This is a genomic window from Polaribacter sp., from assembly GCF_051251875.1.
Classification (GTDB): domain Bacteria; phylum Bacteroidota; class Bacteroidia; order Flavobacteriales; family Flavobacteriaceae; genus Polaribacter.
In genome coordinates, this window is record NZ_JBPOGL010000021.1 from 13,387 (window position 1) to 38,749 (window position 25,363).

At 31.2% G+C, this 25,363-nt stretch carries 20 protein-coding genes; 17 read left to right on the plus strand and 3 right to left on the minus strand.

Features of this window, described 5'->3' with window-relative positions:
- Nucleotides 1-43 precede the first annotated feature (43 nt).
- Both ACSHW5_RS10490 and ACSHW5_RS10495 read right to left on the minus strand, forming a co-directional pair.
- A complete protein-coding gene (locus ACSHW5_RS10490; RefSeq protein ID WP_435676084.1) occupies nucleotides 44-1,324 on the minus strand; it encodes an alginate export family protein in 1,281 nt (426 codons plus the stop codon).
- 111 nt (nucleotides 1,325-1,435) lie between these two features.
- Nucleotides 1,436-2,854, minus strand: coding sequence for an MFS transporter (locus ACSHW5_RS10495; protein ID WP_435676085.1), 1,419 nt, complete (start codon nucleotides 2,852-2,854; stop codon nucleotides 1,436-1,438).
- 429 nt (nucleotides 2,855-3,283) lie between these two features.
- On the opposite strand from ACSHW5_RS10495, the gene nirB reads away from it, so the two are divergent.
- From nirB to manA, 5 genes are all read left to right on the plus strand, one after another.
- A complete protein-coding gene (gene nirB / locus ACSHW5_RS10500; RefSeq protein ID WP_435676086.1) occupies nucleotides 3,284-5,797 on the plus strand; it encodes a nitrite reductase large subunit NirB in 2,514 nt (837 codons plus the stop codon).
- Between the two features lie 172 nt (nucleotides 5,798-5,969).
- Complete coding sequence (gene nirD, locus ACSHW5_RS10505) at nucleotides 5,970-6,347, plus strand: nitrite reductase small subunit NirD (protein ID WP_435676087.1); 378 nt, start codon at nucleotides 5,970-5,972, stop codon at nucleotides 6,345-6,347.
- 8 nt (nucleotides 6,348-6,355) lie between these two features.
- A complete protein-coding gene (locus ACSHW5_RS10510; RefSeq protein WP_435676088.1) occupies nucleotides 6,356-6,940 on the plus strand; it encodes a DUF4202 domain-containing protein in 585 nt (194 codons plus the stop codon).
- 96 nt (nucleotides 6,941-7,036) lie between these two features.
- Nucleotides 7,037-8,770, plus strand: coding sequence for an ATP-binding protein (locus ACSHW5_RS10515; RefSeq protein WP_435676089.1), 1,734 nt, complete (start codon nucleotides 7,037-7,039; stop codon nucleotides 8,768-8,770).
- Nucleotides 8,771-9,098: 328 nt separating this feature from the next.
- The gene (gene manA, locus ACSHW5_RS10520; protein WP_435676090.1) at nucleotides 9,099-10,316 is read left to right on the plus strand and encodes a mannose-6-phosphate isomerase, class I; all 1,218 of its coding nucleotides are present in this window, start codon (nucleotides 9,099-9,101) and stop codon (nucleotides 10,314-10,316) included.
- A gap of 1 nt (nucleotide 10,317) precedes the next feature.
- Here manA and ACSHW5_RS10525 read toward each other — a convergent pair whose 3' ends face one another.
- The gene (locus tag ACSHW5_RS10525; protein ID WP_435676091.1) at nucleotides 10,318-10,677 is read right to left on the minus strand and encodes a hypothetical protein; all 360 of its coding nucleotides are present in this window, start codon (nucleotides 10,675-10,677) and stop codon (nucleotides 10,318-10,320) included.
- Nucleotides 10,678-11,390: 713 nt separating this feature from the next.
- Here ACSHW5_RS10525 and ACSHW5_RS10530 point away from each other — a divergent pair.
- From ACSHW5_RS10530 to ACSHW5_RS10585, 12 genes are read left to right on the plus strand one after another with little or no spacing between them, the layout of a single operon-like run.
- Nucleotides 11,391-11,957, plus strand: a complete 567-nt coding sequence (locus ACSHW5_RS10530; RefSeq protein WP_435676092.1) for a DUF4255 domain-containing protein — start codon at nucleotides 11,391-11,393, stop codon at nucleotides 11,955-11,957.
- Between the two features lies 1 nt (nucleotide 11,958).
- Nucleotides 11,959-12,975: a hypothetical protein gene (locus ACSHW5_RS10535; protein ID WP_435676093.1), complete on the plus strand. Its 1,017-nt coding sequence runs from the start codon at nucleotides 11,959-11,961 to the stop codon at nucleotides 12,973-12,975.
- Nucleotides 12,976-12,992: 17 nt separating this feature from the next.
- On the plus strand, nucleotides 12,993-14,894 hold the full coding sequence (locus ACSHW5_RS10540; protein ID WP_435676094.1) for a phage tail sheath family protein: 1,902 nt from the start codon (nucleotides 12,993-12,995) through the stop codon (nucleotides 14,892-14,894).
- A gap of 37 nt (nucleotides 14,895-14,931) precedes the next feature.
- Complete coding sequence (locus ACSHW5_RS10545) at nucleotides 14,932-15,375, plus strand: phage tail protein (protein ID WP_435676095.1); 444 nt, start codon at nucleotides 14,932-14,934, stop codon at nucleotides 15,373-15,375.
- Complete coding sequence (locus ACSHW5_RS10550) at nucleotides 15,375-15,827, plus strand: phage tail protein (RefSeq protein WP_435676096.1); 453 nt, start codon at nucleotides 15,375-15,377, stop codon at nucleotides 15,825-15,827. Before ACSHW5_RS10545 ends, ACSHW5_RS10550 begins: the two co-directional genes overlap by 1 nt.
- Before the next feature lie 3 nt (nucleotides 15,828-15,830).
- Nucleotides 15,831-15,998: a DUF5908 family protein gene (locus ACSHW5_RS10555; RefSeq protein ID WP_435676097.1), complete on the plus strand. Its 168-nt coding sequence runs from the start codon at nucleotides 15,831-15,833 to the stop codon at nucleotides 15,996-15,998.
- 6 nt (nucleotides 15,999-16,004) lie between these two features.
- Nucleotides 16,005-16,730, plus strand: a complete 726-nt coding sequence (locus tag ACSHW5_RS10560; RefSeq protein ID WP_435676098.1) for a CIS tube protein — start codon at nucleotides 16,005-16,007, stop codon at nucleotides 16,728-16,730.
- Nucleotides 16,731-18,476, plus strand: a complete 1,746-nt coding sequence (vgrG, locus tag ACSHW5_RS10565; protein WP_435676099.1) for a type VI secretion system tip protein VgrG — start codon at nucleotides 16,731-16,733, stop codon at nucleotides 18,474-18,476.
- A 2-nt stretch (nucleotides 18,477-18,478) separates the two neighbouring features.
- Nucleotides 18,479-18,769: a PAAR domain-containing protein gene (locus ACSHW5_RS10570; protein WP_435676100.1), complete on the plus strand. Its 291-nt coding sequence runs from the start codon at nucleotides 18,479-18,481 to the stop codon at nucleotides 18,767-18,769.
- A 58-nt stretch (nucleotides 18,770-18,827) separates the two neighbouring features.
- Nucleotides 18,828-19,241: a GPW/gp25 family protein gene (locus tag ACSHW5_RS10575; protein ID WP_435676101.1), complete on the plus strand. Its 414-nt coding sequence runs from the start codon at nucleotides 18,828-18,830 to the stop codon at nucleotides 19,239-19,241.
- An 8-nt stretch (nucleotides 19,242-19,249) separates the two neighbouring features.
- Nucleotides 19,250-22,594 (plus strand): baseplate J/gp47 family protein, encoded by a 3,345-nt coding sequence (locus ACSHW5_RS10580; protein ID WP_435676102.1) that lies wholly within the window; start codon nucleotides 19,250-19,252, stop codon nucleotides 22,592-22,594.
- Complete coding sequence (locus tag ACSHW5_RS10585; protein WP_435676103.1) at nucleotides 22,582-25,359, plus strand: hypothetical protein; 2,778 nt, start codon at nucleotides 22,582-22,584, stop codon at nucleotides 25,357-25,359. Before ACSHW5_RS10580 ends, ACSHW5_RS10585 begins: the two co-directional genes overlap by 13 nt.
- Nucleotides 25,360-25,363: the final 4 nt, after the last annotated feature.

Genomic DNA, 25,363 nt, shown 5'->3' on the forward strand with positions numbered 1-25,363 from the left:
GTCTCCTTCCCAGGTTTTATCGTTCAATTAAAAAAAAAGAGTTCTATTTTTTTGAAGTATTTAAAAATTTAGGACTTATTGTAAGTTGTACCCATGCCCAGTTTTGAGTATTGGCAGCTGCAGTTTTTGTAATTCCTTTTAGTTCATACATTCCGTCATTTGCAAACATGTGCGAATACCCTATTTGTAATTTACCAGCTTTAGTGGGTTTAGTGAACATTATGTCTAATTCTGTACCTAAACTTTTTTCTCCGCTTGCTAATTCTTGCTCACCAGAAAAGTTTAATACTTTTATAAGTAAACTTGCTTTGTTTTTGAATTTTAAAAGAGCACTTGCATGTACATCAAATAAACCAATTGAATTTGCGTGATTTCCTACGTAGAAATAATCCATAAATCCATTAAATTTATGATTTGTACCAAATAATGGAAAAAATGCTCCGGTTTCTCCGGCATTTGCATCGTTACCACTTATTGATTCTGCACCTAATCCTAAAACTACTTTGTTAGAGGCTTTAAAGGTTGCATCTAAACTTGCTAAATAAGCTCCTTTTACATCAACATCTCCTTGTCTTTTTCCGGTTTGTAAAAATAGATTTCCTGCAAGTCCTAATTTTCCTACTGTGTAGCCTAAGTTGGTACCTATAGTTTGTAAGTTGCTAAGACCATCTTGCAAACCTGCTCCATCAAATTCTTGAAAACCATTATTTAAAAGTAGTAAACTACCTGAAAAAGATTTCCAATTGTTTTTTAAATAGATGTATTGCATTGTTTTATAAGAGAAGAAACCTGTTGTACTGTATTCATTTCCTATTGATGAGAAACCGCCTAGGTTTGCTTTGTCTTGATTGAAAGCCAAACCAAAATCTAATATAAATTTATCTTTTTTGTATTTTAAAAGAGCAGCGTCATGATTACGTGCTTGTTGTGCCCAACCAACTGATCCAAAAATACGTTGATCATCATAAGCAAGTAGTTGTCTACCAATTTTTGTAGACCAATTTGCACCTAAATTAATATCTGCCCAAGCTTCAAATACTGAAAAAGAATTGTTAGCATCTTGCGGAAGTAATTGTCTATTTTCTCCCCAAACTAAAACATCTTGTAAACTTACATAGAAGTTGTATCCTTCTGTTTGATAGCCAAAATTTAATCTGGTTCTTGTAGAAATTCCAAATCCTGGTTCTACATCATCAGCAATAATAGAGCTATAACCATTTCTATATTCTGCTCTTGGTCTTAATTCTCCGTCTATTGTAAATTGCGAGAAACAATTTAAAGAAGTTAATATTGTTAAGGTTAAAAGTGTAAATTTAATTTTCATATTGTTTGTTTAATGTTCTTTAAAGTAAAAGCTCGTTTTTATTATTTTAGATTTTATTTCTGTTATAATAAAAAGTAGCTTTTACCTAGTTTTATGTTTTATTAGAATTACTTATTTGTCTAGAGATAATTCTAATGAATTCTTTAATTCTTCTAAACTTTCTTCTTCTTCTTGTGTTGAAAACTTAATAGTTAATGCAGTTGCAGAGGTTATGATTATAATAATTCCTATTAATAAATAACCGTTAGAAACCGCTAAAGAAGAAGCGGCAGATTGTGCTGTTTCTATAACTTCAATGCTGCTTCCTTCATTTGCTGCAATAGCAACTTTTTCTGCCACGGCAGATTTAGATTTTAATAACATTGCAGCTAAAAATGCACCAACATTACCACCAGCTCCTACAATACCAGAGATAGAACCAATTGCTTTTTTGTTGATAAAAGGTACAACAGAGAAGGTTGCGCCTTCTGCCATTTGTACAGATAAGCTAAATAAAATTAAGAATATAATGGCAACTGGTAAAATAGTAATACTAGAGAATGTTGTAAGCATAATACCTTCTATGGCTAAGATAATTGCTAAAAATAATACACGACCTTGTAAACCTTTTAGTTTTCCGAATTTATCACCAAAGAAACCACCAAGTGTTCTTGCAAAAATATTCATTAAAGCAAATGATAGAACAATGTTACCGGCAGTAATACGTGTTAATTGAAAAGTGTTTTGTAAGTAATCATCCATGGTTCCGTATACGGTAAGTTCAATACCAAAACTGGCTGCGTATACAAAAAATAGTATCCATACTCTGTAATCTTTTAATACTTCTAAAAACCCAATTTGGTCTTTTTTAGTTGTTGGCAACTCACCAATTTCTTTTAATTCTTTAAAGTTTCCATTAGGGGTGTCTTTTGTAAAAAAGTAATACACAATACCCATTAAAAAACAGATAACACCAGCAATAATCATAGAATATCTCCATGCATTTGCTTCGTCTGCTAAACCAAAACTAATAACTGCGGCAGCAATAATTGGCATACCAAGTCTGTTTGCTCCACCACCTAAATTACCCCAACCTGCTGAAGTTGCGTTTGCTGTACCTACAATATTAGGTGCAAACATAATAGAGGTGTGTACTTGAGTAATTACAAATGAGGCTCCTATAAACCCTATAAATAATCTACAGATTAAAAATTGTAAAGGAGTTTGTACAAAACCTATAAGTATTACAGGTATGGCACCTAACATAAGTAACCATGTATAACATAGTCTAGGACCATATTTATCACATAACTTACCAATAATTAGTCGGGCAAATACGGTTCCGGTAACTGCTAAAATAATAGAGTTCCATTTTTGATCTGGTGTTAATCCTAAATCTCTAACAACGTCTGGCATAAAAGGTACTATTCCGAACCATGCAAAAAAGCATAGAAAGAATGCAATAGATGTTATCCAGAATGTCTTAATAGACACGTTACTGAAATTAAATAAGGATAATTTTGTGGCTTTTTGAATTTTTAAATTGCTCATATCTTTTAGTTTTATATCGGCAAAATTAGATTTTTACGTATATATACGCAATTAAAATACGTAAAAAATACGTATTTATGATCATTTTTACGTATATCTTAAAATGAATCAACTAAATAATGATTATCATAAAAAATTAAATATTTTATTTGCATTTTGATATTTGAGTCTAAATAGGCTACCTAGGTTATTTGTTGAATAAGTACGCAATGTCTATAGTGATGCTTGATGTATTCTGTTTTAAGTAGATTTTATTGGAATGTTGTTTTCGTATTTTATCCCTAACTTTTTTATTTATTTTATGATTTAATAGGGTAGATAATTTTTTTTTCATAAAAATACGTATCAGATGTAATGTTTTTTAAAAATACTAGTCATTATTACGTATTTATACTTAATTTTGTATCTGTAAACGATAAATTATTACGTATGAAAACAGTTATTGTTGTAGGGAATGGAATGGTAGGATACAAATTTTGTGAAAAATTTGCCGCTCAATATAAAGGTGAAGATTTTAAAATTATTGTATTTGGTGAAGAGCCAAGACCTGCGTATGATAGAGTTCATTTAAGTGAGTTTTTTGAAAATCAAGATGCAAAAGCTTTAGAGCTTGCCCCTGCAGAGTGGTATCAAGAAAACGGAATTGATTTAATTGTTGATGAAAGGATTTCTGAAATTCATAGAAAATCTAAAACAGTTACAACAGCAAAAGAAAGAGAGTTTTCTTACGATTACTTAGTTTTAGCTACAGGTTCATCGGCTTTTGTTCCGCCAATTAAGGGTGTGGAAAAAGAAGGGGTTTTTGTATATAGAACTATTGAAGATTTAGAAGGAATGTTGGGCTACGCTGCAAAACTAAAAGCGAAAAATCCAAATGCGAGAGCGGCGGTTTTAGGTGGAGGTTTGTTAGGTTTAGAAGCTGGTAAAGCTGTTATGGATATGGGTTTAGAACCACATATTGTAGAGTTTGCTCCTAAATTAATGCCAAGACAATTAGATTCTAGAAGTAGTAATGTATTACAATTAAAGTTAGAGTCTATCGGTTTAAATATACATTTAAGTAAAGCAACCAATCAGATTTTAGGAAACGGTGCTATTGTTGGTTTAGAATTTGGAGAAGATGATGTTTTAGATGTAGAAATGTTAGTGGTTTCTGCCGGAATTAGACCAAGAGATGAACTCGGTAAAACCTGTGGTTTAGAAATGGGAGTTCGTGGCGGAATTGTAGTTGATAATAAAATGCAAACTTCTGACCCAAACATTTTTGCAATTGGAGAAGTTGCTTTGTACAATCAAATGATTTTTGGGTTGGTAGCACCTGGTTATGATATGGCCGGAGTTGCTGTAAATCAAATCTTAGGGAATACCGAAGAATTAATGCCAGCAGAAATAGATATGTCTACCAAATTAAAATTAATAGGGGTAGATGTAGCAAGTTTTGGAGAACCTTTTATGCCAGCATCAAAAGGACATTCAGTAATTTTTGAAAATAAAACAAAACATTTATACAAAAGAATTAATGTTAGTTTAGATGGTAAAAGTCTATTAGGAGGAATTTTAGTAGGAGATGCATCAGATTATAATATGTTGCATCAAGTATATTTAAATGGAATGCCAATTCCTGAAGATCCTGCACAATTAATATTACCAGCAACAGAAGGCGGTGCTTTTGGTAGTGCTTTAGATTTACCAGATAATGCACAAATTTGTTCTTGTGAGAATGTAAGTAAAGGTCAGATTTGTGGTGCTATAAAGGATGGTTCTTGTGAAGATTTAGCTGAGGTTATTTCATCAACAAAAGCAAGTACAAGTTGTGGTGGTTGTAAACCAATGGTTACAGATTTAGTAAATGAAACATTAAAATCTCTAGGTAAAACGGTTAAGAATGTGCTTTGTGAGCATTTTGAATACAGTCGTCAAGAATTATACGCAATTATAAAAGCTAAAAAACTAACTTCTTTTAATGAAATTCTAGATACTTGCGGATCTGGGCATGGTTGTGAGACTTGTAAGCCTGCAGTGTCTTCTATTTTGGCCAGTTTGTATAATGTAACGCCAAATAAAGAAGATGTTACTCAAGATACCAATGATAAATTCTTAGCAAACATTCAGCGTAATGGTACGTATTCTGTAGTACCAAGAATTGCTGGTGGAGAAATTACTCCAGAAGATTTAATTGTTTTAGGTAAAATAGGATCTAAATATAATTTATATACAAAAATTACAGGTGGTGCAAGGATTGATTTCTTTGGAGCAGAATTAAATGATTTGCCTGCAATTTGGAAAGAATTAATAGCTGCTGGTTTTGAAAGCGGACATGCGTATGGAAAATCTCTAAGAACAGTAAAGAGTTGTGTTGGTTCTACATGGTGCCGTTATGGTTTAGATGAAAGTATTTCTTTTGCTATAGAATTAGAAAATAGGTATAAAGGTTTGCGTTCTCCTCATAAATTAAAAGGTGGTGTTTCTGGTTGTATTAGAGAATGTGCAGAAGCTAGAGGTAAAGATTTTGGTGTTATTGCTGTTGAAGGTGGTTGGAATCTTTATGTTGGTGGAAATGGTGGAGCAACACCTAAACATGCGCAATTATTGGCAGAAAAAATAGATAATGAAACGGTTATAAAATATTTAGATCGTTACTTAATTTATTACATACAAACTGCTGCTCCTTTAATGCGTACCGCTGCTTGGTTAGACAAGTTAGAAGGAGGTATAGAGCAATTGAAAAAAATTGTTATTGAAGACAGTTTAAATATTGTTGATGATTTAGAAAAAGAAATGCAATTTTTAGTTGAAGCTTACGAGTGTGAGTGGAAACAAGCCATAGAGAATGATGAAACTAAAAAGCGTTTTCAACATTTTGTGAATTCAGATGATAGAGATGATAATTTAGTATTTGTTCCATTACGTGATCAAAAAATGCCAGAACTCTGGAAAGATTAATCAAAATACATCTCGATACAATTTTGTAAAAAAAGCAAAATGACTTGATGTGACAGTATCGAAAACGAATACAAAGAGTTGTCAGTTCAAGTGAAATTTCTTTTTTAAAAATTTTGTATCGAGAACATATCAAATAGAAATTTAAAATTAATTAGGTATTATACATATAATTATGGACACATTACTTTTAAAATATAAAACAGTAAAAGAAGACGAAGTAAAAGTTTGGTTTAAAGCAGCTTCTGTAAATGCATTTCCAAAAGATGGAGGAGCATGTGTAAAATATAAAGATTTGCAAATTGCTGTTTTTAATTTTTCTAGATTAAATAAATGGTATGCTTGCCAGAATTTATCGCCAGAAAAACAAGAAATGGTATTGTCTAGAGGCATGTTAGGAGACCATAAAGGGATTCCTAAAATAGCATGTCCGTTGCATAAAAAAACGTTTTCATTAGAAACTGGCGAAAATTTAAATGCAGATTTAGCACCTATTGCTATCTATCCTGTAAAGATTGAAGCAGAAAATGTGTATATTGGCTTTTCTGAATAAAGCTATATATGAAACCAACAAGATTTGAAACTGCAATTGCAATCATAGATAAAAAAAATGCCGAAGACCCAAATACCTACCAAGTTTCTGGGTTAGAATATCCTAAAGAGTTATTATATTCTCAAAGGATGACAAGAAAGTTGCTTCAGTTTAATCCTAATGCATCTAAAGCACTACAAATTTCGGTAAGGGCACAACATATTTGTCGTTGGAAAATAGCAAGAAAAGAATATACTATGGATAAAGTTGGTTATTTAAAATGGCGCGAGACCTTAAAAAAAATGCATGCAGATATTACTGGAGATATCTTACAACAAGTAGGTTTTGATGATCAGTTTGTAGACAGGGTTCAAAAAATTATCTTAAAAAAACTCATTAAGAAAAACGAAGAAGCACAAGCGTTAGAAGATACAACTTGTTTGGTTTTTCTAGATTATTATTTCGAAGAATTTGCAGCGAAACATACGGATGAAAAAATCATAGATATCTTACAAAAAACCTGGAAAAAAATGTCTGATGCTGGGCATGAAGCAGCCTTGAAATTAAAATTTTCAGAAAAATCGACACAATTAATTTCAAAAGCATTAGCTTAATATTTGTGCATATATTTTGTGAATAAAGCCTTAAAAAACATAGTTTTAGATACTAAAATTTTCCAAAAACTGAGAAGATTGTATCTATTTGCTTTTTTGGCAATAGCATTAACTATTATTATTTCTCAAGTATTAATTCAGCATCATATAAGTACGCAAATAAATGATTCTAGAATTATAAATATTGCGGGGCGTCAGCGCATGTTGAGTCAGAAATTAACAAAAGAAATTTTACTTTTAAAAGACGCAGACAATCCTTCAGAAAGACAGAAAAAGCTAGCAGCAATTAAAAGTACTTATTTGCTTTGGGTAGAATATCATGAACGGCTAGAAAACGGAAATGAGATTTTAGAGTTGCCAGAAGAGAACACCAAAGAAATTGCAAAAATGTATCAAGAATTAGATGCATTTTTCAAACCGATTGAAGAGGTTGTTCGAAATCTACTATTAAGTTTAGAAAAAAATCCGCAGTTTTCTATTGAAGAATTAACAGAAGGTTTAGAAATTATTTTAGACAATGAAGACGATTTTTTGTCTAAAATGGATGAAATTGTTTTTAAATATGATGATATAAGTTCATCTAAAGTTAAAAAGTTAAGACTCTTAGAAACTATATTATTAAGCGTATCGTTATTAATTCTTGCTTTCGAAATTATCTTTTTATTTATACCTATTTCATTAAAAATAAGAGATACTATTCATAGTTTATTACGTTCTAAGCAAGATGTTATGGAAAAAGCATCAGAATTAGAAGAAATGTATATTTCTAAAGAAGAATCTTTACAGGAATTACAAGAATTAAATTATGTTATAGATAATGCGGCGTTATTTGTAAGTGTTAATTCTGATGGATTGGCCTTGTACATGAGTAAAAAATTTAGAAACCTTTTGGGCTTTTCAACGGCACATGTTAAGGGCGCTGTAGAAGAACTAATTACAAAAGATTCTGGACAACAAATTTATTTAAAAGAGCTTATTAGAAATAGAAGAAGTATTTGGGAGGGTGAGATAGAAATTATTACTCAAAGAGATGAGAATGCTTGGTTAGAGATGTCTATACTGCCTTTAAAAAATATAAATCTAAAGCAGAAAACTCTTATTTTATGTTCAGATATTACCAAAAAGAAACAAAATGAAGAGAAGTTTGAAAAACTATCTAAAGATAAATACAATGAACAAATAGCCACTCAAAAACTAATATCTAGTAAAATTATAGAAGCCCAAGAAGAGGAAAGAAAAAGAGTTGCAAAAGATATTCATGATGGCATAGGGCAAATGTTAACTGCCTTAAAATTTAGTGTAGAATCTATTAATATAGATAATTTAGAAGCATCAGAAAAAAAGATAGAGAATTTAAAAATTCTTTCTAAACAAATTATTCATGGTGTTAGAAGGGCAACTTTTAATTTAACCCCACCAGAATTAACAGATCATGGAATTGGGTCTGCATTACAAACACTTACAACACAATTGTCTAAACTAACGGGTAAAAATATTTTGTTTGAAAATAAAACAAATTTTAATGTCAGATTAGATTCTTTGGTGGAAACAAACTTGTATAGAATTACACAAGAAGCTGTAAACAATGCTATTAAATATGCCGAATCTAATTATATTTTAATATCAGTAAATAGTAGTGAAGAATTATTAAGTATTACTGTGCAAGATGATGGTTTGGGGTTTGAAATGGATAAAATAAAAGAAAAAAAGTCTGGAGAAGGCATGGGACTTTTGTTTATGAATGAGCGTATTAATTATATAAACGGACGACTTTTTATCAATTCTGAAAAAAACAAAGGAACAAGAATAGTAATTAACCTTCCTTTATAATACATGTAATTGAATACAGTGAAACAATTTGTTTAACTGAAAAATTAATGATATTAAAGTCTAAATTTTTAAGATAAATTAAAAGATTCTTTTAAATTTGATATTTCTATTTTAAATGTAAGAAAATCATTTTTACAAACAGGAAAATCAAGTGTTCTATTTTTATCATACTTTAAAAATATCAACTCAAAATACACTTGACACCCAAAATTATTTTCATTACAAAATCATAGAGAAGTTCGTAATAATAGTAGTTAAAAATGAATACAAGAGTTTTATTTAAAAAAGGATATTTTCTTGATAAAATTATTAGATTTTAAAATTAGATATGGAAAACTTAGATAATAAACTATTTAGAATTGAAGGAAAAGTTCAAAATTACGATTGGGGTGGAAAAAGCTTTATTCCTAATTTAATTTCTGAAAGTGCAGATGCTAATACTACTTATGCAGAATACTGGTTAGGAGCTCATTTAAAAGCGCCATCAAATGTAATTACTAATAAAGGCAGTGTTTCTTTAGATATATTTCTAAATGAAAACCCAATTGCAAACTTAGGAGAAGAAGTAGCAAATACCTTTGGTAAAATTCCTTATTTATTTAAGGTTTTAGATGTTCATAAAATGCTTTCAATACAAGTGCATCCAAGTATTTCTGCAGCTAAAATAGGCTATAAAAAAGAAAATGAACTAGGAATTCCGTTAACGGCAAGCAATAGAAATTTTAAAGACGAAAATCACAAGCCAGAAATAATGGTTGCTTTAACAGATTTTTGGTTGTTGCATGGTTTTTTAGGGAGTGAAAAATTGGTAAAAAATTTAAAAGAAACAGTTGAGTTAAGTTTTTTATTAAATACTTTTTTAGAAGATGGTTATTTAGGTCTATATAAAAAAGTAATGGAATATACTCAAGAGGAGGTAAATGCTATTCTTAGGCCTTTGGTAAAAAGAATTCTTCCAAAATTTAGGAATCATGAATTAGATAAATCTTCACCAGCATATTGGGCGGCTAAATCTTTAGATAATAAAGATTCAGAAGATATAGACAAAGGAATTTTTTCTATCTACTTTTTTAATATTTTAAATTTATCTAGAGGCGAAGCTATTTTTCAAGATGCAGGTGTACCTCATGCGTATTTAGAAGGTGTAAATATGGAGTTAATGGCAAATTCAGATAATGTTTTAAGAGCAGGATTAACTAGTAAACATATAGATGTTAAAGATCTTATTAAGAATACAAAATTTGAAGAAACCATCCCTAATATTTTAAACGGAATTAAAAATAAAGCGAACGGTGAGGTTGTTTATAAAACCAAAGCAAGAGATTTTGAATTGAGTAAAATAGAGTTGGTAAATACTGTAGAATATAGTGCTATTTCTAATTCTGTAGAAATATTAATGGCTTTAAAAGGAAACGGGACTGTTTCACAAAATAATGAGTCTATAACTTTAAATAAAGGAGAATCTGTTTTGATAAAAGCAAATACAGCTTATCAAATTAATACAATTTCAGAGGTAGAAATTTATAAAGCAAGTGTGCCTAAATAAATTAATTTAAAATTGTTTTAGAGTTTTTTACTCTAAAACAATTTTCTGTTCCCAAAAAATTTGGATTTCCAAGTTCCTCAGACCAAAAACCTTCTAAAATATCTTTGTTTAAACATTTATATACCACAACTCCTTTATACAGTTTATCTTCAAAACCGGTATAATTAAAGTTGATGACAAGAATATTGTTTTTAAAAAAACCTACTCCAAATTGCTCTTGAGACTCGCTAATATTCCATTTGGCAATAATTCTATGGTATTCATCTAAAGATAAAGTAAGCTCTCCTTTATAAGAGTTTTCATCAGAATCTTGGTTGCTACCAATAATAGAAAATGTACCTACTAGATCTTGAATTGTCATATAATTAAAATAATAATATTTGCAAATATATATGAATATGGTGGCTTTGCTTAACTTTACAGAAGTTCTCTTTAAAAGTAAGAATAAAACAACTTTTAACACAACATGTTTTTCTTTTTATGTTGCTATTGATATGTAAATCTAGTATAAAAATTGTATTAAAATAATACCTAAAACAATAGTTTAGGATAAAGGTTTTTAACAGTATATAAAAAATGTTTTACACTTTATATAAGTAATCTAGTTTATCAAGATTATTGATTTACTGTATAAATACTTAATAATTAAAACAGGTATAAATACCTATTAAAATAGCTTCAAAAATAGCATTAAAATAGTTAATTTTTTAATAACTTTATAGAAGTCAAGAGATTGATAAATGAGACACTTGAAATAATGATAAAATAGGTATTTCTATTTTTGCAATTAAAATTCTGCAATTAGGGCTCAAATCCATACTAGTAATCTCATTATTCTTGATTTTTAAGTAAAAATAAAAGGTTTTTTATCAACATAAAAAACCCTTTTTGTTTCAATAAAAAAATTTGCTTTTCCCCTTTTCAACTTAAGTAACAAAATTTCAAAATTAAAAGAGGATTCTCTCACAATTAGGGATAATCCTATATTAAAAGAGGGTTTTACCTTATTGATTTTTAGATTTATAGAGTAGTTTTAATTTTCAAAATATACACAACTAACCAAACACTGTTTATATGATTTTTGAAGTCTTACAAGTTATAAAAGAAGAGATAAATAGCTATTTAGTTACAAATCTTGTGATTCTTGAAAATATTGCAAATATTGATCAAGACGGAGATACTGAAACTAATGGAGTTGTGTTAACATTATTAAATACACAAGAAGAAGCTACTCTTAAAAATGTATCCAATCATACTATTAATGGTACCGATGTTTCTTATAAAAATCCTAAAATAAATCTAAATTTATATTTATTGTTTAGTGCTAATAATTCAGCCTATAAAGAATCCTTAAAAAGTTTATCTAAAGTAATAGAATTTTTTCAAGGCAAAAGAGTGTTTACACAAGCAAATACAAATTTTAAGCGCGAAGGTGATATGTTAAATATTAAAAACTTCAGGTTTATAGTTGATTTATACACACCTTCATTTGAAGAACTCAATTTTATTTGGGGCACTTTAGGAGGAAAGCAATATCCATCAGCAATTTATAAAGTTTCCCTCATAGAAATAGAAAGAGAAACAATTCTTAAAAAAGGAGCGTTAATTACCGGTCTTGGTACAAACTTAAACAACAATTAAGATGTATTATAAATCATTATTCAATATTAACATTCACCACGGATACTTCCTAGACAAAGGGAATGAGAAATTTTTGCCCATTGATGTTGGAGATGATGAGATGACAGAAGAGGATAAAAAATTAGCCTTAAGTGTCTATAGTTTATCAGATTATTTAACAATTAAGCCAACTAGTGCTACACAAAAAATATGTAAGAATTATAAAGTAATTTTTAAGAAAAGCACAAGTGGATTTAGAGTTTTGGTCAATACAAAAGAGAACAAACCAATTATCCCTTTTGAAGATCACATCACGTTTACGTTTGCTTTACAGTTTACAGACGCCTATTTTCAGAATTACACAAACATGTCTAGTCTCTCAGAAAATGAGATGTACTTATTTACCAATGTAGTTCCTGAGAATCAAGTTGATTTTGAGAATATTTTTGAGAATAATGGCGGTGCCATAAATGCTAAATTTTCTTTGGATGAAATTGCAACAAGAAATCTTATACAAGAGATTGCTGCAGAAGATGATTTTTTTCTACCTAGTACTCAATTTTCAATTTCAAATGCTATTCAATTAGTGAATGAAGACAAGGCATTAGAAAATAATCAACCAAAAAAAGATGAAAAAATAACAGAGATACTTCACAAAGCTATTCAACTACAAAAGCAGCAGCATATATTAGGTTATGTGAGACTCACTATTAAAGGAGATAATGTAGAAGAAAATTTACTTACTTATATAAACGATGAGCAATTTGTTGAAGAATCACATCCAGTTTTCACAATTAGTTTTATCAACCGTAAAACCAAATGGCGTTTTTTTAGTGCAATAGATGAAAAGATATTTATAACCAAAGAAGAAAAATGGTTGTCTAAAAACGGATTTACAGAAATTATAGGAAAACCTCCAGACCTTGAAACCCCTTCGGATTTAACACCAGAACCAGACAAAGATTACCAATTCCCTAATCCGACAATTGAGAGTATCACAAACCAGGATAATGTAGATTATTCTGAAATATTCATATAAAACTAAATACTAAAATTATGACAGCTTACAAAACACCTGGGGTTTATGTAGAGGAAATTGTGAAATTTCCGCCTTCTGTAGCTCAAGTAGAAACAGCAATTCCTGCCTTTATAGGGTACACGGAAAAAGCAGAAAAAAAGAACGGAGATGACTTAACGCTAGTACCAACGAGAATAACATCTCTATTAGAGTACGAAACCTATTTTGGTTCAGCATTAAAAGAAGATTCTATTGCAGTAACTATTGCAGATACCATTGTAGATGGTAATGTAGAGAGAAGTTACTTGGTAAATAAACCAAGTGCCGCAAAACCTTATTTAATGTTTTATTCTCTACAATTATACTTTGCAAATGGCGGAGGACCTTGTTATATTGTTTCCGTGGCAGATTACCTTACAGGCACCGTTGCCAAAACAAAGTTAAGTGATGGATTAACAAAAATTAGAAAAGAAGATGAGCCAACTTTGTTATTGTTTCCGGATGCTACAAACTTAGGCAATGTAGATGATTTTTATGGACTGTATAATGATGCTTTAACACAGTGTAACGAATTACAAGATCGTTTTACCATAATAGATACAGAAACTGATGATGCAGAAAACGAAACTCCGGTTGATGATTTAAGAAATAAAATTTCTAATGATAAAGATTTTATAAAATATGGGGCAGCTTATTATCCTTTTTTAGAAACCATTTTAGATTATCATTATGATGCTACTAAAGTAATTATTACCCATACAAAACAAGCAGATGCAGCTTTAGCTAGTTCTTTAACAACTGCACAAGGTGCAGCAACTGCTATTGGTACATTAGAAACTGATGCTGGAACTCTAATTACAGAATTAGGAACTATTAATACCGGCATTCAAGGAGGTGATGCAACCAATGCATTAGCAGAACAAGCTACGGCCGTAAATAAAACACAAGAAATTATAGATGCTTTGGCTGCAGTTATTGCAGGTGCTACACCAGCAGTAACGGCAGGAAATGATGCTGCAACAAGTGCTGAAGCAGCAGCTTTAAACACAGCCTTAACAGAAAATGCAGAAGATTTATTAACCTTAAAAACTACATTAGAAGCAAATCTTGCTAGTTTGGCTGGAGCAGCTAACGGAACTGCTGTGAAAACAGAAATGACTGCAACCGTAGCAACAGCAGCTACAACAGTTGCTACCATACAAACAATTGGTACTTTAATAGCAACAATAGTTACGGCTATTACTACCGCAATAACGGCAGCAACTACGCCTATATTAAATACAAAAACACTTGCAGAAGTAGCGTCTATAGACAATGCGGCTTACAATATTATTAAGTCTGAAATTAATGCAATGCCAATGGTATTACCACCATCTTCTGCAATGGCAGGAGTTTATGCACGTGTAGATGCTGGTAGAGGTGTTTGGAAAGCACCAGCCAATGTAAGTTTAAACTATGTGATTAAGCCTTCATTACAGATTTCTCATGAAGAACAAAGAGATTTAAATGTAGATACTGTAGCTGGAAAATCAATCAATGCAATTAGATCTTTTACAGGAAAAGGAGTATTGGTTTGGGGAGCAAGAACCTTGGCAGGAAATGACAACGAATGGCGTTATGTTTCTGTAAGACGTTTCTTTAATATGGCAGAAGAATCTATTAAAAAAGCTACAGAACAATTTGTTTTTGAACCAAATGATAAAAATACTTGGGTTCGTGTAAAAGCAATGATTAATAACTTTTTAACAGCGCAATGGAGAGCCGGAGCATTGGCAGGACCAACACCAGAAAAAGCTTTTTATGTAAATATTGGTTTAGGAGAAACCATGACAGCGCAAGATATTTTAGAAGGAAATATGATTGTAGAAATTGGAATGGCAGTTGTAAGACCAGCCGAATTTATCATCTTAAAATTCTCTCATAAAATGCAAGAAGCATAATCAATCAGTTTAATAAAATTTAAAAATCATATACGTTATGGCAACAATATATCCATTACCAAAGTTTAGCTTCAAAGTTACTTTTGGAGATGCCGAATTTAATTGTACAGAAGTCTCAGGATTAGATTTTGAGAATGAAAAAATAGAGTACAGAGCAGGCGCAGACAGCGAATTTCACAAATCAAAACAACCAGGAATGTTTAAATACGGAGACATTACTGTAAAACGAGGAACCTTTGTTAATAAAAGTAAAGAGTTTTATACGCAATGGGCAAAAACAGTTTATTTTCAAGAAGGAGAAGAGCAATATAGAGGCGATTTAACCATTAGTTTATTAGATGAAAAAAGAGAACCTGCGGTAACTTGGGTGGGCAGCAATGCATACATCACCAAAGTACAATCTACAGACCTAAAAGCAGATGGAAACGAGATAGCTATGGAAACAGCAGTTTTTGTAATTGAGAAATTAATATTACAATAATGGCAGATTATATTCCACCTGTAGGGTTTCATTTTAAAGTTGAATTTTTAGGAATTGAAACAAAAAAAAATGACCATCAATTTCAATCGGTTTCTGGTTTATCCATAGACTTAGAAACCGAGGAGATTGCGGAAGGTGGAGAAAATAGGTTTAAACATAAAATACCTGTAAGAACTAAGTTTCCGAATTTAGTTTTAAAACGAGGAATGCTCATAGATTCTGGTGTTATTACTTGGTGTAGAGAGGCATTAGAAGACTTTACATTTAAGCCCATAGATATTTCAGTAAGTTTATTAGTAAAAGATGGTGAAAGCAGTGCAACACCTATACAAACATGGAACATTGCACATGCATATCCGGTAAAATGGAGTGTAGGTGATTTTAATGCCGAAGAAAACAAGCTGGTTATAGAAACACTAGAAATAGCTTATAATTATTTTAAAATACTATAAGAAATGCCCATAGAAATTAAAGAAATGTACATTAAAATTAATGTTGATGAAGGTGCAAGTTCTGGAAATTCAACATCAGATAAAACAGCAACTAATAAAGGATCTGAAGCAATTATTAATGCTTGTATAGAAGGGGTTATGGAAATTCTTGAAAGACAAAAAGAACGATAAATAATAATGAACGAAGGAAAATTACAAAAACTGGTAATTCGTTGTTTTAAAGACGAAAAGTTTGAAACGGAGTTAAAAGATCTGAAATACACAGCGCTTTTAAATCCAGAGAAATACTCGCAGTCTTTTAAAACGGAATATAAAAAAGAGGAAGGAGCCGGAAGTAGTGCTGCTGCCCCAAAGTTTACACGTTCCTTGCCTTCAGATTTAGATTTAGAATTTCTTTTTGATAGAACAGGAGTACTCATTCATTATGGTGATGACCCAGAGGGAAGTAGTGATGATAAAGTGTACAAAGATCAAGGACAAGGTATTATAAAAGACCTAGAAGATTTTCAGAAAGCCGTATTTGACTATAATGGAGATGAACATAAACCTAATTATTTAATTATCAGTTGGGGCGCTTTATTATTCAAAGGAATCTTAACAGAACTAGCTATTGAATACAAGCTTTTTAAACCAGACGGTACACCAATAAGAGCCATTGCAAAAGTAAAGTTTATCTCTTCTATAGAAGCTGAAAAAAGAGCCGCAAAAGAGAATAATCAATCGCCAGATTTAACCCATTACAGAGTGGTAGAAGACGGAGATACTTTGCCTTTAATGACACATCGTATTTATGGAGATTCTAAGTATTATTTAGAAGTTGCAAAAGCCAACAATTTAATGAATTTTAGAAGTTTAAAAGCAGGACAAGAAATTTTTTTTCCACCAATTAAAAAGCAATCCTAAATGAACAATAGCGGCGTTATAAATACCTCAAAAAGTGCAGATCTAATTACTTTTAAAGTATTAATAGACGGACAAGAATTGTCTAAAATATATGGAGTAAAAAGTATTTCTGTACTAAAAGAAGTAAATAAAATTCCGATTGCAAAATTGGTTTTAATTGATGGTGAAGCCGCCAAAAGAGAATTTAATTTAAGCAATGAAGATTTTTTAATTCCCGGTAAGAAAATAGAAATTACTGCAGGGTATCATTCAGATGAAGAAACTATTTTTAAAGGCATTGTTATTAAACATACTATTAAAATTAGAGAAAACAGTACGCAACTAATCATAGAATGTAAAGATGAAGCCGTAAAAATGTCTATTGGTAGAAAAAGCAAATATTTCTACGAAAGTAAAGACAGTGATATTATTGAAGAATTAATTTCAAATCAAGGTTTATCAAAAGAGGTAGAAGCAACATCGCATGAGCATTTAGAACTCGTTCAATACAATGCAACCGATTGGGATTTTATGGTTTTAAGAGCCCAAGCCAACGGAAAATTGTGTTTTGTTGATGATGGAGAAATCACCGTTGCAAAGCCAAATATTGATCAACAAGAAATAGAAACCATTAGTTATGGAGCAACCTTATTAGAATTTGATGCAGAAATTGATGCGAGACATCAAGTAAAAAAAGTATCGTCTTATGCATGGAATCATTCCGATCAAGAATTGTTAGAAATTGAAGCAAAAAATCCTTCGGTTTCATTAAACGGAAATATTTCTGTAAGTGATTTAGAAGAAATTATTGGTTTAGAAAATCTAGAATTAAAACATGGTGGTGCTGTAACCGATGAAGAATTACAGGAATGGGCAGATGCAAAATGGTTATTTCAACAATTAGCAAAAGTCAGAGGAAGAGTCAAGTTTCAAGGAATTCCGGCTGTAAAACCAAATACCATTTTAAAATTAGAAGGTGTCGGAGATCGTTTTAATGGTAAGGTTTATGTTACTGGAGTTGTTCATGAAATATTCGATGGAAATTGGACAGTGAGTGCACAATTTGGTTTAAATCCAGAATGGTTTTCAGAAACAAATGCAATTAATGCGCAACCTGCTTCTGGATTATTACCAGCCATTAGTGGTTTGCAAATAGGCATTGTTTCTCAATTAGAAGAAGATCCGGATGGAGAAGATCGCATATTGGTTCAAATACCAATCATAGATAATAAAGAACAAGGAATTTGGTGTAGAGTAGCTTCTTTGGACGCAGGTGATAGCAGAGGTGCGTTTTTTAGACCAGAAATAGAAGATGAGGTTATTGTTGGTTTTATTAATGAAGACCCCAATGATGCCATTGTTTTAGGAATGTTGCATAGCAGTGCAAAACCAGCACCCATTACTGCCACTGATGATAATCATGAAAAAGGATTTATTACCAGAAGTGATATGAGAATTATGTTTGATGATGATAAAAAATCGATAAACATTTCTACACCAGCAGGAAAATTGATTTCGTTAGATGAAGATGCAGGAACCATCGTAATAGAAGATGACAACTCTAATGTGATTACCATAGATAGTAACGGAATAGTGATGGAAAGTGCGGGCAATATAGAGTTAAAGGCATCTGGAGATGTTAGTATAGAAGGTACAAATGTAAGTATAGCAGCAAGTGCAGAGTTTAAGGCAGAAGGTTCTGCAGGAGCAGAGGTTTCTACCAGTGCAATTGCAGTTTTAAAAGGTTCATTAGTTCAAATAAATTAAAAATGGGAGCACCAGCAGCAAGAATAACAGATATGCATGTTTGTCCGATGACAACAGGACCCGTGCCTCATGTAGGCGGACCTATATTACCTGCAGGAGAACCTACCGTTTTAATTGGCGGAATGCCAGCAGCAAGAGTAGGAGATATGGCAACGTGCGTTGGGCCACCAGATTCAATTGTTTTAGGATCTACTACAGTTTTAATTGGCGGAATGCCAGCAGCAAGAATGGGAGATTCCACAGCGCATGGCGGAACTATTGTAGCAGGAGAACCAACAGTCTTAATAGGTTAGAAAGTATGAAATACCTATTGAAATAAAAATTCGAGGAAAAAAAATAAACATAAAAAACATGAAAAATAAAGCATCTTTTTTAGGAACCGGTTGGGCATTTCCACCTGAGTTTGATGTTGAGCAGAAACAAGTAAAAATGATTTCTGATGAAGAAGACATTAAAAGCAGTTTACATGTTTTACTGACAACAAAATTAGGTGAACGCGTAATGTTACCCGATTTTGGATGTAATCTAGAAGAATTGTTGTTTGAAAGTTTAGACAGAACATTAATTACTTATGTGGTAGAATTAATAAAAACAGCCATTTTATATCATGAACCTAGAATTGATGTACTAAAAATTGATATCTCAGAAACGGAACCTTTAGAAGGAAAATTAATGATTGAGATCGCATATAGAATTAGAGCAACAAACTCTAGAAGAAACATGGTATTCCCATTTTATAGAGAAGAAGGAACAGACATTAATTAAGTAAAGTAATGAGCAATATTATAGATAAAATATTAAAGAGGAGTGGTACAGGTCAGGCACAACGTTTTGTTGAAGCCTTAGACCCAACAAACTTTAAATTGCAAGATTTTTCTGTGGAAGATTGGATTTTATTTGCTTATAATTTTGCAAAGAATGTTAATTACTTTTCTACAAATGATGATAAAAAACCTTCGGGTGATTGGGAAGCTTTTTTTCATGATTTTGATTTAGAAAATACTGCGATTCCAGATCGTTCTACTGTAGAATATGAAGAATTAAAAAATAACATTACAGAAGTTTTAACAAACTATAAAGAGGCACATAATTTAACACCTCACTTAACATTATTCATTTGTTTTTTACAATTACTTGAGTTTTCTAAAGAACGATTTAATACAATAACTAAAAGACATTTAGATTTTTATTATAAAAGCATTTTACAAGTAGATAAATTAGCTGCAACTCCAGATCAAGTACATGTGTTATTTGAGTTGGCAAGAAAAAGTAGTGAAGAGCAAATTGTAACAGGTACAGCTTTAAATGCTCAAAAAGATGCAGAAGGAAATCAAAGAATTTATAAGACTACAGAAGAATTAATTGTGAATAAAGCCAAAGTATCCGATTTAAAAACGGTGTACAATGGCGCAAAATTTACAGACCCAAAACAGATTGTATCCAATCCGCAAGAGTTAAGAGCTAGCAGTGTTGCCAATACTTTAGATGGATTAGAATTACCGCTGTTAGAAGAAAACCCGTATTGGTATCCTTTCGGATATACATCTGCAGAAACAAAATACAATACTTTAGAAAATGCAGAAATAGGGTTTGCCATATCTTCTCCGATGCTTAATTTAAAAGAAGGATTGCGCAAAGTAGCCATTACAATAGGTTTTACGTCAGATCCTGATTTAGCAACCGTTTTAGAAGAATTTACGCCAGAAGTTTTACAAGATATTATTACTATTTATGGTAGTGGAGATGAAGGTTGGATTGGACCACTAGAAATGATTATTGAAGAGGAGGTACTAGAAGCCTCAGTTTCTATAGACATTAATACTGAAGTTGAGATAGCAGATAAAGAAGTGGAAAAAGCTCAAGAGAAAATAGCGGCAGAAGAAAAAATGATAACTGAAAAGCTAACAAATACACAACTAAAATTAGTGTTTCAGTTAGATAGAGATACAGACGCATTGGTAAATTACAACCAAGAGTTTTTATTAAAAAAATACAACACCAATTTTCCTGTAGTTCGTTTTATGGTTGATGTAAGCAAAGCAGAAGGTCATACTTTTTACAGAGCAATAACACAAAAAGTGGTTGAAAACATAACCGTAAAAGTAGATGTAAAAGATGTTAAAAATGTGTTGCTTGAAAATGATTTTGGCGTTTTAAAATCAGCAAAACCATTTTACCCTTTTACGACACAACCTGTTAAAAAATCTAATTTTTACATTAATTATCCTGAAGCATTTTCTAAGAATTGGAATAGTATTGACATCAATTTAAAATGGAAAAATACGCCAGATGATTTCAAAGAATGGTATTCGGCATATTTGCAAACGCAAAGAAAAGCTACCCAGAAAAGTGTTTTTGAAGAACAAATGAAAACGATAAATTCTTCTCAATTAATTATTGAAAGTGATGAAGATTTTACAGCGGAAAAAGCAGTGTACCACAAAGCAGCTTGGGATATTAAACCAGATGATCAAATATTATTTTCTAAAGGATTAGAAAATGATTTTGAAAGTAATATTCAGTTTTTAAATACAGAATACAACATAGAAAAATCTGGTCCTTTAAGACTGTCTTTACATCAGTCTTTTTTACATCAATTGTATCCAAGAATTTATGCACTTGCATTAACATCGACCACAAACCCTCCAATACCAAATGAACCTTATACGCCATTAGCGGAAAACATCTCCTTAAATTATGTGGCTTCGGAGAGTATCAACATAAAATCTCAAGTGTTTTCTCTGAAAGATAATTCGGATATTTTACCAGAAAATAATGAAGCAGCTTATAGCTCTAACAGAATTAAATTGTTTCAAGAACATCCTTTTGGGCAAGAAGAAGAACATAATTACCTTGAAATTATAAAAAGAAAAAGAGGAATTAATGGCAAAAACGATACAAAAAATATAGAAACTCATTTGTTGCCAAAGTATTGCAAAGGAGGAAGTTTATTTATTGGTTTAGAAGATGCAGAGGCTTCTGAAACAGTTTCTTTATTAATACAAGTTTTAGAAGGAAGTGAAAATCCTTTAGTGCCATCATTTCAAGAAAATGAAGCTGTAGACTGGGCTGTTTTATGCAATGGAAAATGGAAAGATTTAAAAGAATATATCATTGCTAATAATACAGGTAATTTTTTATCATCAGGAATTATAAAAATTAGTATTCCTGCGGAAGCAACAAAAGACAACACCTTGTTGCCAGAAAATAGAATTTGGCTACGTGCAAGAATGCACAAAAGTTACGATGCAGTTTGTAAAGTTATTCATATACATGCACAAGCCGTTGAAGCAACGTTTGAAAATGATTCGAATGAGCTTTCTCATTTGGCAGAAGGATTGCCAGCAGAAACCATTAAAAAATTGATTACTAGAATTCCGCAAGTAAAAGGGCTGCAACAGCCTTATGTTTCTTTTAATGGAAAAGCAGAAGAATCTGATCTTAACTTTTACAGAAGAATAAGTGAGCGGTTAAGACATAAAAATAGGGCCATTACTTTATGGGATTATGAGCATTTAATACTACAAGAATTTACAGAAATTTATAAAGTGAAATGTTTAAATCACACTTCCGATAAAAGTTTTTTAGCCGCAGGAGAAGTAACCATAGTTGTAATTCCGGACACTGTAAATAAAAATGTGTTTGACATTTTTGAGCCTAGAGTAAGTACAGGAGTTTTAAATAAAGTAGAAGCGTTTATTAATCAATTAAACTCTAAACATGTAACTGCCAAAGTTATCAACCCTAATTATGAAAAAGTAAAAATAACCTTGCAAGTGCAATTTTATAAAGGCTTAGATAAAAGTTTTTATGCAAAGAAATTAGACGAAGATATTATCAAGTTTTTATCGCCTTGGGCGTATGATAAAACCAAAGAAATTGCCTTTGGCATTACCTTACATAGAAGTGTATTAATAGATTATTTAGAAAAGTTAGACTATGTAGATTTTTTGCAAAATGTAACAATGAGAAAAGAAGGGAGTACTAAAGCAGAAACCAATATTACACCTTCAAGTCCTAAATCTATATTGGTTTCAGAGAAAAAGCATTCCATAGACACTAATTTAACGGCTTGTGGAGAATCATTAACAGAAGAAATAAATATATGTCAGGCTTAGAAAAACATATCGCTTTACCCAAAGATGTCGCAACTAAAAACGACTTAGATTTCTATTTCTTAAAAGGATTAGGAATAGAATATATAGAGGAGTTAGGTGGTGATTTATGGACGGATTTTAACGAGCACGATCCGGGAGTTACTATCATGGAAATGCTTGCGTATGCTATCACAGATTTAGGAAATAGAATTGAAACTCCTATAGAAAATTTATTAACTTCTAAGAATGTAAACAATAATATTCATAGTCAGTTTTACAAAGCTTCAGAAGTATTTCCAAGCAAGCCAGTAACAGAATTAGATTATAGAAAACTGTTTATAGACATAGAAGGCGTAAGAAATTGCTGGTTAAATATCTATCAGAAAAAAGTACACGTAAACTGTTTAGAAAATGAATTGTCTTATGATTCAAATGCTTTTAATCATTTAGATAGTACGTATAGAAATGATTTTAATTTGAAAGGTTTGTATACTCTTTTGGTGGAGTTTGATTCTTGTGATGAAGTACTGACAGCAAAAGAAAAACTAAAAAAGATTGAAGAGATAAAAGAAAAAATTAGAGTAAAATACCATGAAAACAGAAACCTCTGTGAAGATTTAGTAAACATAAAAAGAATAGGTATAAAACCAATTTCTGTATGTGCTAGTATTGAAGTAGAAAAAGAAGCCAATGAAGAAGAAATACACGCCAATGTATTGTTTGAAATAGAAAAGTATTTTTCTCCGTTTCCAAAATTTTATGGAGTGAAAGAAATGTTAGCCAAAGGATATTCGCCAGATGAAATATTTGACGGACCACTTTTAGACAATGGTTTTATAGAGACAGAAGAATTAAAAGCTTCTGGTCTTAGAAAAGAAGTGCGTTTATCTGATTTGATGAAAATTATCATGAATATTAAGGGCGTAAAGCTTATTCAAGATATTTCTATTGGTAATTGTGGCAGCTCAGAACCACTTGAGAACGATTGGATAATTTGTATTAAAGGCGATAAAAAACCAACACTTTGTAATAAAAGTACGTTTAATTATAACAAAGGAGTTTTGCCTGTAAATATTAATAAAGCAGCGGTAGAACAATTTAAAAAAGCATTAGAAGAAGCGGCTTTAGAGCAAAAAACAAAAGCAAAAGAAGACAAGAAATTAGATTTTCCGTATGGCACTTTTTCAGAAACCAATACCTATGCTAGTATTCAAAATGATTTTCCGGATACGTATGGAATCGGTCAAGAAGGAGTAAGTGGCAGAGCAACTACAGAGCGTAAAGCGCAAGCAAAACAGTTAAAATCTTACTTGTTGTTTTTTGATAAAATATTGGCAAATTATTTTCAGCATTTATCAAAAGTAAAAGACCTTTTATCTATCAGCGGAGCGGAAACCAAAACTTATTTTGCCCAAGCAATTACCGGAGTTAAAGGTTTTGAAGATTTGGTAAATGGTTATCCTGCTAATGATGCTGATAAATTAACCGATTTGTTATTTGACAAGTTTGATAATAATATTGTACGTAGAAATGAAATTTTAGACCATTTATTAGCGCGTTTTGCAGAGAAATTTGGAGATTATGCTTTTCTGATGAAAACACTTTACGGAACTGCTTCTGATGAAATTATTTTAGCCAATAAAGAAGCTTTCTTAAAAGATTATATGGCCATTAGTTCCGATAGGGGAAATGCTTTTAATTATTACAATCAAGATAAAAAAGCCCTTTGGAATACCAATAATATTGCAGGATTTCAGAAACGAGTTGCTCGTTTAGTGGGAATTAAAGATTATTCAAGAAGAAACTTAACAACTTCTTATATTCAGATTTATACTTTGGAAAATGAGATAATTCCAGATTCAGACACAGATGCTGTTTTAGAGTCATCGTCTGATGCTGCACCAATAGCTAAAAAGTACAGATGGCGTATAAAAGATGCCGATAAAAACATTGTTTTGTCTGCAACTACAGATTATAGTTCTATCTCAAAAGCCTCTAAAGAACTCTATTTTTCTGTGATGCAGATTATTCAAACATCCGAAGAAAAAATAGCAGAAGCTTTTAAAAAAGAGATTTTAGATTATCATGTAATAGAGAATATAGTTATTCATAAAACAGCTTCAGGAAAATACTCATTTCATATCATAGATCCATCAAAAGCAACATATCACACAGATTATGTTATTGCCAAACAATATAAATATTATAGCAGTTTAAATGCATTAAAAAAAGGTTTGTTACATCTTATTTCATTTATGAAATATAAATTTTCGGAAGAAGGAATGTTTATGGTTGAGCACATTTTGTTAAGACCAGATGTTACCAATAATTTAGAAGATAAAGTGGGGTTTATGCCCATTTGTGCAGATGGTTGTGCTGATTGTGATGTAGATCCGTATTCTTATAAAGTGAGTATTATTTTACCAGGATATACCTATCGTTTTATAAATGCAGACTTTAGAAATTACATAGAAAATATAATAAAAGAAGAACTTCCGGCACACATATTACCAAAAATTTGTTGGGTAGGAAATCGTAGAAAAGCAGTAAAAGATGAAGAGAATGATTTATGGTGTTTTGAGGAAGCCTACAAAACTTATTTACTAGCAAAAACAAATTTGGGGCAAAAACAACCCAAAAAACATAATGAACATAAAAATTTAATAGATGCAATGTCTAAGTTAAACACTATTTATCCTTTTGGTCAATTGATTGATTGTGCAGATGAAAGTGATGATTTAGAAGGAAGAATCATATTAGGCCAAACAAATTTAGGAACACAGTAAAAAC